At 43.7% G+C, this 13,861-nt stretch carries 8 protein-coding genes and 1 pseudogene; 8 read left to right on the top strand and 1 reads right to left on the bottom strand.

Going from position 1 to position 13,861, the window contains the following annotated elements; genetic code table 11:
* Positions 1-39: 39 nt before the first annotated feature.
* The 6 genes from uxaC to ACFE93_RS31130 all read left to right on the top strand — a co-directional run bounded on the left by uxaC (position 40) and on the right by ACFE93_RS31130 (position 7,944).
* The gene (gene uxaC / locus ACFE93_RS31155) at positions 40-1,461 is read left to right on the top strand and encodes a glucuronate isomerase (RefSeq protein WP_375479442.1); all 1,422 of its coding nucleotides are present in this window, start codon (positions 40-42) and stop codon (positions 1,459-1,461) included.
* A 66-nt stretch (positions 1,462-1,527) separates the two neighbouring features.
* Positions 1,528-2,196 (top strand): SDR family NAD(P)-dependent oxidoreductase, encoded by a 669-nt coding sequence (locus tag ACFE93_RS31150; RefSeq protein WP_375479439.1) that lies wholly within the window; start codon positions 1,528-1,530, stop codon positions 2,194-2,196.
* On the top strand, positions 2,129-2,365 hold the full coding sequence (locus tag ACFE93_RS31145) for an SDR family oxidoreductase (RefSeq protein WP_375479437.1): 237 nt from the start codon (positions 2,129-2,131) through the stop codon (positions 2,363-2,365). The genes ACFE93_RS31150 and ACFE93_RS31145 overlap by 68 nt, the downstream gene beginning before the upstream one ends.
* A gap of 2 nt (positions 2,366-2,367) precedes the next feature.
* Entirely contained in the window at positions 2,368-3,633 is a 1,266-nt protein-coding gene (locus tag ACFE93_RS31140; RefSeq protein WP_375479435.1) for a lactate racemase domain-containing protein, read from the top strand.
* 231 nt (positions 3,634-3,864) lie between these two features.
* Positions 3,865-4,497 (top strand): dTMP kinase, encoded by a 633-nt coding sequence (tmk, locus tag ACFE93_RS31135; RefSeq protein WP_375479433.1) that lies wholly within the window; start codon positions 3,865-3,867, stop codon positions 4,495-4,497.
* 183 nt (positions 4,498-4,680) lie between these two features.
* Positions 4,681-7,944 (top strand): EAL domain-containing protein, encoded by a 3,264-nt coding sequence (locus ACFE93_RS31130; protein WP_375479431.1) that lies wholly within the window; start codon positions 4,681-4,683, stop codon positions 7,942-7,944.
* 403 nt (positions 7,945-8,347) lie between these two features.
* On the opposite strand, the gene ACFE93_RS31125 is transcribed toward ACFE93_RS31130, so the two are convergent.
* Positions 8,348-10,336 carry a protein phosphatase 2C domain-containing protein gene (locus ACFE93_RS31125; protein ID WP_375479429.1) on the bottom strand — a complete coding sequence of 663 codons (1,989 nt, stop codon included), beginning with the start codon at positions 10,334-10,336 and terminating at the stop codon, positions 8,348-8,350.
* Positions 10,337-10,616: 280 nt separating this feature from the next.
* Here ACFE93_RS31125 and ACFE93_RS31120 point away from each other — a divergent pair, with 280 nt between their 5' ends.
* Both ACFE93_RS31120 and ACFE93_RS31115 read left to right on the top strand, forming a co-directional pair.
* On the top strand, positions 10,617-11,564 hold the full coding sequence (locus tag ACFE93_RS31120) for an SPFH domain-containing protein (protein ID WP_375479427.1): 948 nt from the start codon (positions 10,617-10,619) through the stop codon (positions 11,562-11,564).
* Between the two features lie 50 nt (positions 11,565-11,614).
* Positions 11,615-13,810: pseudogene (locus ACFE93_RS31115) on the top strand (NACHT domain-containing protein); the annotation flags it as partial.
* Between the last annotated feature and the right edge of the window lie 51 nt (positions 13,811-13,861).

The following is a 13,861-nucleotide window of genomic DNA, read 5'->3' as shown; positions in this document are numbered from 1 at the left end:
ACATTTTACCAGTTTTAACCTCCGCTTTTTTCTGAGTTTGTGAGAAATTCGGGTTTATCTGCCGATCGCTGTTTCTCTCCAGAACCAGTTCAAAGACGACTAGCCCATCAATTTTTTGATAGCATATCTGCGTTACCTCTAGTCTGCCCACACGGCCATGTAGATCCAGCTTTGTTAGCTAATCCCGCAGCCCGTTTTGGTTCGCCGACGGAATTACTGATTATCCCTGACCACTACCTTTTGCGGATGCTCTATAGTCGCGGCGTACCTCTGCAAGCTTTGGGCATACCAACTAATGATGGTTCACCAGGAGAAACCGACCACCGCAAAATTTGGCAATTGTTCGCCGACCATTTTTATCTATTCCAGGGTACTCCCTCTGGGTTGTGGTTGAAAGAGGAACTAACTAACGTCTTTGGGGTGGATGAACCTTTAAATTCTCGCAATGCTGGACGTATCTATGATTATCTAGACGGTTTGTTAGCCTCACCAGAGTTTTCCCCTCGTGCTTTATTCAAACGCTTTAACATTGAAGTGCTTTGTACTACCGATGCCGCCAGTGATAACCTAGAGAATCAGCGATCGCTCCACGCAGAAGGGTTTACTCAAATTAGACCGACTTTTCGTCCAGATGCAGTAGTTAACCTAGATGCTCCTGGTTGGCGCGAAAATCTTACCAAATTGGAATGCACTATCGGTAGAGAAATTAACACTTACGCTAATTTTGTGCAAGCTCTCGAAGAACGTCGAGCTTTCTTTAAAAAAATGGGCGCGATAGCTACCGATCAAGGTGCAGCTACACCATATACCACACGTCTTTCTGACCAAGAAGTTGAAGCTATCTTTGCCAGAGCATTAGCTAGTAAGCTGAATCCAGGTGATGTAGAACATTTTATCGGTCATATCTTCATGGAAATGGCGCGGATGAGTGTAGAAGATGGCTTGGTGATGCAAATGCATTGTGGTGTGATGCGTAACCATAATCCGGCTTTTTTTGAGAAATTTGGAGCTGATAAAGGCGCTGATATTCCTGTACAAATAGAATGGACTGAAAATTTACGCCCATTGTTGTCAGCTTACGGTAACGATCGCCGCTTCCATTTAATTATTTTTGGCATGGATGAAAGCAGTTATAGCCGCGAGATGGCTCCGTTAGCTGGTCATTATCCCAGTGTATTGCTCGGGCCGCCTTGGTGGTTTCATGACAGCGTAAATGGTATGGAGCGCTATTTTAATCAGGTAATGGAAACTGCGGGAATTTACAATACAGCCGGATTTAATGATGATACACGGGCCTTCGTTTCGATTCCGGCTCGTCACAATGTCTGGCGGCGAGTAGCTTGTAATTGGTTGGCTGGATTGGTCGCACGGGGATTGGTTGAGGAGGAGGAAGGGTATGGTATGGCTCGTGCTTTGGCTTATGACCTTGCTAAGGTTGCTTATAAGTTTGAGGGGAATTGAGGGGGAATTTAAACGCAAAGGGGCGCAAAGGGAAGCGCAGAGGTACGCAGAGAGGGGGAATGGGTGATGGCAGAGTTAATTTTAAGTAAACTTTTTAGCTTGAAGGAGCGGGTAGCGGTAGTTACTGGTGGTTCTGGTGTGCTTGGTGGGGCTATGGCGAAGGGTTTGGCTATGGCTGGAGCGCAAGTGGTAGTTTTGGGTCGCAATGAAGTCAGGGCGAGGGCGGTGGTGGCTGAGATTACTGCTAACGGTGGAGAAAGTATGGCTGTGGTGGCAGATGTTAGCGATCGCTCCCAATTAGAAATCGCTAGGGATGTTATTATACAGCGTTGGGGTGAAATTGATATCTTGGTAAATATGGCTGGCGGTAATATTCCGGCTGCCACAATTACTCCTGATGCGACTATTTTTGATATGCCTCGCGTTGCCTTTGAGGAAGTGGTTAGCCTCAACTTACTCGGTACTCTCCTACCTTGTCAGGTTTTCGGTCAAGCAATGGTGGAAAGAAGTCAGCCTCACGGTTGCATTGTGAATATTTCTTCTATGTCTGCCATCCGAGCGATTAGCCGCGTGGTTGGCTACTCAGCCGCGAAAGCTGGGATAGATAACTTTACTCGCTGGCTAGCGGTAGAACTCGCCCAAAAGTATGGTGATGGAATGCGAGTAAATGCAGATCGCACCAGGTTTTTTTCTTGGCGAACAAAATCGAGATTTACTCTTAAATTCCGATGGTAGTTTGACCGAACGCGGGCAAAAAATTATTGACCATACGCCCGCCAGACGTTTCGGAAAACCAGATGAATTACTCAGCACTTTGATCTGGTTATGTAGTTCTGGTTCGAGTTTTGTTAACGGGGTAGTTGTGCCGGTAGATGGTGGATTTAGTATCTACAGTGGAGTTTAATCATGTATTCGCTGGCTGTCAATAACGGAACACTTTCAGATGAGCTAGTTTCCGGGCTAGTTCATCAAGCTTTCGCAGACCCTAAGTTTGATGGACAGCGCATCTTGGTGTTAATTCCAGATAGTACCCGCACTGCTCCCATCCCTCAAATGTTTCGATTGCTTCATCAGGAGTTGAGTCAAAGAGTAGCGGCTCTAGATTTTTTAATTGCTCTGGGTACACATAATCCCATGAGTGAGGAACAAATCAATCACTTGGTAGGAGTAACACCAAAGGAGCGAGAGACAACTTTTAAAAAAATTCGCATCTTTAACCACCTTTGGAATGAGCCAGATACTTTTATTTCTTGTGGAGTAATTTCAGCGGATGAGATAGCAGAGATTAGCGGTGGAATGCTACATCAGTCAGTTGATGTGCGTATTAATAAGCTTGTAACAGAATACGATTTGATCGTAATTTGCGGCCCAGTTTTTCCCCATGAAGTTGTCGGTTTCTCCGGTGGAAATAAATATTTTTTTCCTGGTATTGGTGGTCAAGAAGTAATTAATCTCTCCCACTGGTTAGGTGCTTTAATTACTTGTTACGAAATTATTGGTACACTCGGAATAACACCAGTTCGACGTTTGATTAACCGAGCCGCTGATCTGATTTATAGCCCAAAGCTTTGTTTGGCGATGGTGGTCGCACCGAAAACAAATCAGCTAGCTGGACTTTATATAGAGCAACCAGAATCCGCTTGGGAAGCTGCTGCAAAATTATCAGCTAAACTGCATATTAAATATGTAGATCGGCCTTTTAAACAAGTGCTTTCAGTCATGCCCCAAATGTATGATGACATTTGGACAGCAGCAAAAGGAATGTACAAGCTAGAGCCAGTAGTAGTCGATGGAGGCGAAGTAATTATATATGCGCCTCACATTACCGAGTTTAGCTATACACACGGCGAAATCTTATCCCAAATTGGCTATCATCTGCGGGATTACTTTCTCGAACAGTGGCATAAATTCCAAGAGTATCCTGCTGGAGTGCTGGCCCATAGTACTCACTTAAAAGGGATGGGTACTTTTGATCCGATAAAAGGAGAACAAGCACGAATTCGCGTGACTTTAGCTACTGGCATTTCTGCTGAACGCTGTGCTGCTCATAACTTGAACTATCGCGATCCCGCGACTATTCGACCCACTGAATGGGCTAATCGAGAAGATGAAGGCATCTTGCTTGTGCCCAAGGCTGGCGAGATATTATACCGTCTAATACCAATTCTCTAAAATGAGGCAACACATTCAAACCCTGAAAGCCATGCCATATCAGACTTTTTTAATTACGAATTACGAATTACGAATTGGTATAAGTTACAGTAATTTTCAGGTAACTAAATCATAGACGGCGATATCTACGATGGGCTACGCCTACGCAATTGCAGGTTAATTTTGCACTTCGCGCTATTCTTGATCTGATGAAACGTCAGCGAATCAGTTTATAGCAGCGAACAAAAAAGCATGGGTGGGAAATTAATTGTATTTGAAGGGGTGGAAGGCTGTGGCAAAACCAGCCAAATGCAGCTTTGTTCTGAGTGGTTGGAAAGTCTAGGTGTTTCTGTAGTAGTAACTCGCGAACCAGGGGGAACAGAGTTAGGTGTACATCTTCGCCGCTTGCTACTAGAAAAGTCAGAAGATAAACCAGTTGCAGAAGTGACAGAACTTTTGTTGTATGCTGCTGACCGATCGCAACACGTTGAACAAGAACTTAAACCAAATCTCGCAGCCGGAAAATATATTTTATGCGATCGCTACACTGACTCTACCATTGCCTACCAAGGATATGGTCGCGGTCTGAACATGAGTTTAATCAATCAGCTTAACAATATTGCTACTGGTGGTTTAGAAAGCGATCTAACTATTTGGCTAGATGTCGATGTCGAAGTTGGACTAGCCCGCAAACTCTCACACCCAGTAGGACTAGACCGCATTGAACAAGAGACAATCGCTTTTCATCGGCGCGTTCAGCAAGGATACGTGCATTTAGCAGCATCCTATCCCTCACGAATTGTTCAAGTAGATGGCAGCTTGAGTAAAGAAGCTGTACAACAGGTAATTCAAGGAATTTTACGCGTACACTTACACCTATCTTAACAAATAATACAGAAGCTTTCATGTGGCGTACTTGGTGAGGATGGAACTTTTGCCGTTACGGGGTGCGCCAATTATGCTAAAATATCCGCGATGACTGTGGCGGCAAGTTACTTAATACAGAATAGTTTTTGTATTAGAAATAACTAAAACTTAAAGCAAACAACTTGTGTTTGAAATAACGTGATGCTGGAATTTGGGAAAAGCCTTTTTGGTTATAAACAGTTTATTCCCCACGGTCATTGCTATCTTTGGAAACCAGAATTAGTGGGGTTCCATATTGTATCTGACAGTTTAATTGCCCTTTCTTATTATTCTATTCCCATCACGCTACTTTATTTTGTCCGCAAGCGCCAAGATTTACCCTTTAACTGGATATTTATACTATTTGCAACATTTATTGTTACTTGTGGCACTACCCACCTAATGGAGATTTGGACGCTCTGGTATCCAACTTATTGGTTGAGTGGTTGCCTTAAAGCTATTACAGCCATAGTTTCACTGTATACAGCTTGCGAACTTATACCTTTAATACCAAAAGCACTTGCTCTCCCCAGTTCTGCACAGCTGGAGGCAGCCAATCGAGAACTGGAGAGGGAAATTAGCGAACGCAAACAAGCAGAACTCGAACTACAAGAGCAAGAAGCTATGTTGCGGCGAATTGGCGATAATCTGCCCAATGGAGCAATTTATAAAATAATCCGCGAATTGGATGGTAGCGATCGCTTTTCTTATATCAGTGCAGGGATTGAAAAACTGACGGAAGTCAGCGCAGAAGATGCACTGAAGGATTCAAGTTTGCTCTATCGTCAGTTGATCCCAGAAGACATACCACTTTTCCAGGCAGCAGTCGATGAATCTCGGCGGAATCTCTCGGTGTTTGATATACAACTGCGAATCCAGACGCCTAGCGCTCGGCTGAAATGGTTACATTTTCGTTCCACACCACACCAGTTGCAGGATGGCCGTGTGGTTTGGGATGGGCTGGTAGTAGATGTCACCGACCTCAAGTGTGCTGAAGAAACACTACGCAAGAGTAAAGCCTTATTAGAAGAATCTCAGCGAGTTGCTCGTCTCGGTAATTGGGAGTTTGATATTGCCACTGGCAAAATTACCTGGTCGAAGCAGCTGTTCGACCTTTTTAATCGAGATCCCGCACTTGTTGAGTCAGACTACAAAGAACATCTTCAGTTATACCACCCAGAAGATCGAGAAAAAATACGCGAAGCCGTTGAACGAGCAATGTCAACTGGCGAATCTTACAAACTTATTCTGAGCGCGTTTCAAACTGACGGGTCTACTATTTATATTGAGGGGATTGGACATGGAGAATTTAACACGGATGGAAAAGTAATTCGCCTCTATGGAACTGCCCAAGATGTTACAGAACGCAAGCAAGCAGAAATTGCTCTCAAACAAAGCGAGATTCGCTACCGTGCCATTGTCGAAGATCAGACTGAATTCATTGTCCGATATTTACCAGACGGCACAATCACCTTTGTCAACCAAGCTTTTGCACTTTATTTTGGGCGATCGCCAGAGGAACTGATCGGCAGCTGCTATCAACCGATTGTCTTTGAGGCAGATTGGGAGCGAGTTGCTCAATTAATAGCTTCAATGAGTGCTGATAATCCTGTAGTCATCATTGAGAATCGCGTAGTTGTGGCAGATGCGGTGCGTTGGACTCAGTGGCATAACCGAATGCTGTTTGACGAGCAAGGATGCTTTATAGAATTTCAATCGGTGGGACGGGATATCACAGTTTTTAAGCAAATCGAAGAAACACTTTTTCAAGAAAAAGAATTAGCTCAGGTGACGTTGCAATCGATTGGAGATGCAGTTATTACCACAGATGTGTTTGGCAGGATTCAATATCTCAATCCGGTTGCAGAATCTCTGATTGGATGTAGTCAAGCATCGGCACAAGGGTTGCTGTTAGTAGAAGTCTTTAAAATTGTGCATGAAACGACACGCCAGCCAGTTCAGAACCCGATTGAGCAAGCATTAGAGGAAAATCGAATTGTGGATTTAGCAAACCATACCGTCTTAATTACTGAGAATGCTGAAGAGATTGCGATTGAAGATTCAGCTGCGCCCATTCGCAATCGTGAAGGACAAGTTATTGGCGCGGTTATGGTGTTTCATGACGTGACTCAGAACCGCCAGCTTGCGCTTCAGCTATCCTGGCAGGCAAGCCATGATGCCTTAACCGGATTGGTGAATCGCCAGGAGTTTGAACGCCAGGTTGAACAAGCATTACGCCTTGCCAAGTTAGACCACCAGGTTCACGGATTGTGCTATTTGGATCTCGATCGCTTCAAAATCGTAAATGATACCTGTGGTCATCTGGCTGGAGACGAATTACTGCGTCAAATTACTGTCTTATTGCAGGAGAAGATTAGAAAAACTGACACACTGGCACGGTTAGGGGGCGATGAATTTGGAGTATTGCTCAATCAATGTATGCCGGAGCAAGCTTTACGAGTTGCCAATGAACTGCGTGAGTGTGTTCAAGAGTTCCGGTTTGTTTGGCAAGAGCAGGTATTCTCAATTGGAGCAAGTATCGGCTTGGTTAGTATCGACACAAATAGCGAGAGCTTTGCAGAGATTATCAGCACGGCTGATGCAGCTTGCTATACCGCAAAGAACCGGGGGCGCAACCGCGTATACCTTGCTAAAACTGACGACCAGGAGCGACTGCAACAGCGCGGACAGATGCAGTGGGTTAGTCGCATTTCTCAAGCTTTGGAAAGTGATTGGTTTTGTCTCTATGCTCAAAAGATTGCCGCTATTACTCCGACAGATCGAAACGGCAACCATTATGAAGTTCTGCTGCGGCTTTGGGATGAGCAGGGAAATTTAGTGCTGCCAATGGCGTTTATTCCAGTAGCAGAACGCTACAACTTAATGCACCTGATTGATCGCTGGGTGATTCGCACTCTGTTCAGAAATGGGCTAACGCTCGGTGGCGATGAACAAAGCATCTATGCAATTAACCTCTCTGGCTCTAGCATCAACGACGATCAATTCATTGACTTCTTGTATGAGCAGTTTACGCTACACCCCATCTCACCCCAACGCATTTGCTTTGAGATTAGCGAAACTGTGGCGATCGCCAACCTCGTAAAAGCCAAGCAGTTCATTGAGTCATTTCAAGAGATGGGTTGTCGCTTTGCGTTGGACGATTTTGGAGTGGGGATGTCATCCTTTGCTTATCTCAAGTCTCTACCTGTGGATTACCTCAAAATTGACGGCAGCTTTATTCGTAACATTGTCGACAATCCTGTGGATAATGCAATTGTAACAGCAATCACGCGCATTAGCAGTGTGATGGGTATTCAGACAATTGCTGAGTTTGTAGAGAATGAGGCGATTTTAGAGCAAATTACGGCACTAGGAATTGATTACGCACAGGGATACGGCATTGCAGTACCTTGCCCATTAGGCTAGGCAGGGGGCAGGGGGAAAGAGAGTTTTCCAATTTTCTCACAGATGTGGTGACTGTAACTAAGTAGCCGGACATGATATAAGTGCAAGATGTGATGTAGAGTCATCTGTGGTGCGATCGCTAACCTATATTGACTCACTAGCGATCGCCACTTTCTTTTCCATCACTCTGAATGTACAAATAGTTCTTATTAAGATTGCAATATTCCTCATCAATATTACAACATCCATAAGGAACATTGTAATATTTATCATTAAAATTACAATATACCTTATCAATGTTGGAATATTCCTCATCAACATTACGACATCTATAAGTAATATTGTAATATTTATCATTAAAATTACAATATAGCTTATCAATGCTGGAATATTTCTTATCAAGATTAGAATATTTCGGTATAACCTATTTTCCAGTCGGACACACTGACTGCATTTTTTGGGGAAGTTGCCGACACATCTGCTGTAATCCTTGAGGATTAATTTGCCACCAAGCAAATAATCCCAGACTTGTACCCCCCACAAGCAACGCCAACACTCCCCCCAGCATTACCAAACGTTTACCCCGCTTAGGTTTTGTAATTAAAGTTGGTGGAATTTCTGGGTTGAGAGGTGGTTCTTCTGAAAGATCCAAATCTAGCTCCAAATCTAGCAAAGTTTGCGAACTTTCTGTAAAAGAAGTTGGTTCTTCTAGTTCTTCTAATTCTTCTAGTTTTTCTTGTTCTTCTTTCTGTATTTCTGCTTCTATAATCTCTTCTGGCAACGCCGGAGTCACAGGTACTAAATATTCTGGAGAGACACGGCAATAAGTGAGAACAACCGATGTATTATCATGCCCATTTTTCTGGTTTGCCAAGTTAATCCAGTTGCGGACAGCATCTTCAACTGTCATTTCCCCTGTTAACACGGGTATTGCATAATCCTGCCAAGATTGTTCCACCCAGTTGCGATCGCTTAAACCATCAGAACACAGTAGCAAAATGCCATCTTCTTCCAGAATAAATCGCTGAACCTTAAGACGCAAAGATTCTGAATCTCTTGTCCCCAATGCTTGAGTTAAAGCACTAGCATCTGGTCTAAAAAGTGCCTTTCGATACAAGCTTTTAGCCAAGCGTACTTCTCGCGTTGCCACATCATCATCTACTGTCAGTAGCTGGCAATAATTGCGAGTAATCCAATAGGCACGGCTATCGCCAACATTAGCCAAGTAAAGCTCATGGGTATTATTTGATTGCCACCCAGTACTTGTCTGGACTCGTTGCGGAACTTGCAACGCCATAACAATAGTTGTAGCCATGCGTTCTCTGCCCTGGCGTTTTTGTTCGTTATTGCGGGCACAAATTAGATTATTTACCACCCGTAAGCTTGCTTCTAATTGTTCCTGCAATAACTCAGGTGGTAAAAGTACAGTTTGTTCTGTCACCTCAGTTAGTAAAGCGCGAATTTGCAACTTTACAGACTGTACTGCCAACTGACTCGCAACCTCACCGCCTTCGTGTCCGCCAATACCATCGCAAACAATCGACAAGCGGCGCAATAAAGCTTCATCTAAATCACTCAAACTATTGGGATAGCAAGTATCTTCATTTTGCGCCATCATTGGGCCAATATCTGTAGAACCTGCCACCTTTAAAACTAATGGCAATTCGGCAGCAGCTGCTAGTAGTAAATTATTGAGTTGAATATTAATCGCCTCTAACTCAATCTCAGTTTCACACATCTGCTGGACAATATTCTGTAACCCTTTGGCTACTGATGCCTTTGCAGAAACTACCCAAAACTGCCAACACTCTCCCAGATTTTGTAAACTCAGCTTCTCATCATCTGGTGTTTGGTAGAGTTCCAACAGTCGCACACACCAACCTTCAACTCTCAAGTTGTCTGCTACAAGTAAACTGCGGCTAAGTCCCAATTCTGCTAGAGGTGTCCAAAGTTGGAGAATTTGCCACAACCAATAAACTTGTCGTACTGCCGTGGCTTCCTGCCATGCCTCAACAATAGTTGGATAGATATTTCCTGTCTTATCTATCGGCGCATTTTCCAATAAGAGGATATCAGTTGTATCTTCCTCAAGATTACTAGCAAACCCATAAGCCTGGGGCAGATGCAACCGTTGATATAACTGTAAATAAGGAATTACTTGCGTTGGCAGTTCTTCAGGTACATCTGGCGGCAATCCCGGTTGAGTATCCAGCCAAATCTGTTGTTTAATTACTTCATACCTGTCTGCTACCTTTGTGCCTGGTGGGATTTGAGCAGACAATGAGCCAGTCGCCCACAGATAGCGGTGAACTAAAGGAGTTTGGCAACTAGCACAAACGCTATCTCCCATCGGATTAATCGGGCTATTACAGCGTGGATTTATACAAAAAATTATCAGTTGAGTAGAAATCATAAAACAGAAGTCGGAAGTCAGAATTCATTTTATACATGAACTTCGATTAACTTTAGCTGGTAATGAATTGAAGGCTAGAATAAACTAAACTTATGTACCCGAACTTGTGTACTGCTAGTTACACCTTGTTACTGAAATTAAGCAAAATTATTGGTAGAAATACCCAGTTTTGTTTTCTGTAAATAACTTACGTCTGGCTGTATCTAATCGTAGAAATGCATTTACGTCAATAATGTAGAGACTAGGATGGCGCTATGCCAAGTTTTATGTAGCAAGTTCGGTGAAAGTCGTCAATCAGGGCAATCAAGCTTTGGTGGAAAGATTGGGTAGTTATAACAAAAAACTAGAACCAGGACTAAACTTAGTCATTCCTTTCGTAGATAGAGTTGTCTACCGAGAAACTATCAAAGAAAAAGTCTTAGATATTCCTCCCCAACAGTGCATCACCCGCGATAACGTTGGCATTGAGGTAGATGCAGTGTTTTATTGGCGCATTGTAGATATGGAAAAAGCCTGGTACAAGGTAGAAAATCTCCAGTCAGCAATGGTAAACATGGTGCTGACTCAAATTCGCGCCGAAATGGGGCAACTGGAGTTGGATCAAACCTTTACTGCTCGTTCCCATATCAGTGAACTTTTATTACAGGATTTGGATGTTGCTACCGATCCTTGGGGTGTGAAAGTGACACGGGTAGAACTGCGAGATATTATTCCGTCTCAAGCAGTGCGAGAATCGATGGAATTGCAAATGTCGGCAGAACGACGCAAACGGGCAGCAATTTTAACTTCTGAAGGCGATCGCGAAGCTGCTGTCAATAGCGCCAGAGGTAAAGCTGAGGCGCAAATCTTGGATGCGGAAGCTCGTCAAAAATCGGTGATTTTGCAAGCGGAAGCTGAACAAAAGGCGATCGTTCTGAAAGCTCAAGCCGAACGTCAGCAGCAAGTTTTGAAAGCCCAGGCGATCGCAGAATCATCAGAAATTATTGCCCAAAAACTCCAGACGAATCCCAATGCCAATAAAGCAGTGGAAGTTTTGTTTGCCTTGGGTTATCTCGATATGGGCGCGACAATTGGTAAAAGCGATAGCAGCAAGGTGATTTTTATAGATCCGCGTTCCATTCCTGCTGCTTTAGAGGGCATACGTTCTGTCGTTTCAGATGGTCAGGTTAACTCTAACGAATTGTTTTCTAAACAAATCCCAGGATTAGAAAACAATCGCCCTGGTTAAAAGTGGGGACAAGGAGGACAAGTTTCTTTCTTGTCTCTTTTCAATGACTAATGATAATTAACCCGGAACAGATCATTAACGCTATTATTGCGATCGCTAATCCTTTAATTAAGGAAAAAATTCAGCGCAATGAGACTGTAATTAAATTACTTCAGCAGTTTAACCTCGATCCAGAGCATCCACCAGCAGATTTTAGTGGGGTTTATGCTTATGCACTTGTAGAGTACGGTGTTGGGAAACCCAAGCCTTTTTTAGAACTTTTTCGCCAAGAAGCAATAAAAAAGGCTTTTCGCGAAGCATTTGACCATAATAATCCCTCAATTTTGCTTTCTGAGGTTGATGCTTGGCTTGATGCATACTCATTGGGTGATGACATTAGAAGTTTGGGAATTGACATTAGACGAGAAGTTGCCGCGTTTTATATTGTGTTTGCGGAAGTTGCTAAACGTACTCGCAACCCAGCAGATACACTAATGAGTCAACAAATTGGCTCTTTGCAAAAACGCATTGCAAATCTCCAAGAATTACTTGATAGATTGCCAACTCTGGAAGGTATTCGGACAGAAATGGCGCGGTTGGCTGCACAGAATTCCCCCGCACTGCTAGAAGCCGAAACATCTACCGAAAATAAATGTCGAGCCATAGCTTTAGCTCAACAAATGCGCGGCTGGTTTGAAACCTTGGGCTACCGCTTTGAAAAGTATGAAATTTGGGGTGATTCATATTTTGAGTGGATTATCAATGTGCCAACCCGGCGTAATCGATATGACCGCATCCTAATCAGGGGAATTGAGGGGGAAGTTGGACTCAAGGATGTAGCTGTTTTGCGTTCTTCAGTGGAGCAACAGAGAACTGATGAAGGTTGGTTAGTTACAGCCAGACGGATTGCACGCGCGGCACGGAATGAGGTGGAAAAGGAAGAAAATCGCCATTTAGGTTGTTACACTTTTGACGAACTCATTGACCAAGATGCCGATTTTAGCGATTATCTCGATTGGTTAGAAGCGGAAATTATCCGGCGGCAAATAGATAAAAAATACGTTCCTTTAGCCTGCACAAAAGAGGAAATTGACCCCGATACAAAGCAGCGCATCGGCATTAGTCATTATAGCGATCGCGATGGTTGGATTGATGGTTATATTGATGTGTGGTTGGACGATCCCGCCAAAGAGCATATTTCTATACTAGGAGAATTTGGTACGGGGAAAACTTGGTTTGCTTTCCATTATGCTTGGGTGGCATTGCAACGTTACCGAGATGCCCAAAAACGCGGTGTTGAGCGTCCCCGCTTGCCTTTAGTAATTACGCTGCGGGATTTTGCGAAAGCGATAAATGTTGAGAACGTTTTAGCTGGGTTCTTTTTTACACAACATAATATCCGTTTAACTAGCGAAGTATTTGACCAGTTAAACGGCATGGGTAAATTGCTGCTAATTTTCGATGGTTTTGACGAAATGGCAGCAAAAGTTGACCGTCAGCAGATGATTAATAACTTTTGGGAACTGGCGAAAGTGGTGGTTCCTGGTGCCAAGGTTGTCTTGACTTGTCGCACCGAACATTTTCCTGAAGCTAAAGAAGGACGCGCTTTGCTCAATGCCGAGTTGCAAGCTTCTACTAAGCAACTTACAGGGGAAACACCGCAGTTTGAAGTACTAGAACTGGAGAAATTTAACGACGAGCAAATTCGACTGGTGTTGTCGCACCAAACGGAAACTGCAACGGTTGAACAAGTAATGGGAAATCCGCAGTTATTGGATTTAGCCCGTCGTCCAGTGATGACTGAGTTAATTTTGGAAGCTTTGCCAGATATTGAGGCGGGTAAACCTGTGGATATGTCGCGGGTTTACTTGTACGCCGTGCGGCGGAAAATGGAACGGGATATTAAGAGCGATCGCACGTTTACTTCTTTGGCAGAAAAGTTATACTTTTTGTGCGAACTTTCTTGGGAAATGCTGTCTACAGACCAAATGAGCCTCAATTATCGGCTTTTCCCTGACAGAATTCGGCGGTTATTTGGTTCAGTGGTGCAGGAAGAGAAGGATTTAGACCACTGGCATTACGACATGATGGGGCAAACAATGCTCATCCGCAATGCTGATGGTGATTATACTCCAGCGCATCGCTCACTGTTAGAGTTTTTTGTAGCGTATAAGTTTGCAGCAGAGTTGGGAGCGTTGGCGAGTGATTTTACGGATTTAGCACGGGTGCGGTTCCAGATAAATCATGATGTTGCGCCTGTTGATTATATAGCGGTTCCTGATTGAGTGCAATACAGTATGGGATAATGGAGTATATTA

The sequence above is a fragment of the uncultured Nostoc sp. genome, assembly GCF_964247315.1.
Lineage (GTDB): Bacteria > Cyanobacteriota > Cyanobacteriia > Cyanobacteriales > Nostocaceae > Nostoc.
Note: the sequence above shows the minus strand (reverse complement) of the source record. Positions and strands in the feature narration are given on the sequence as shown.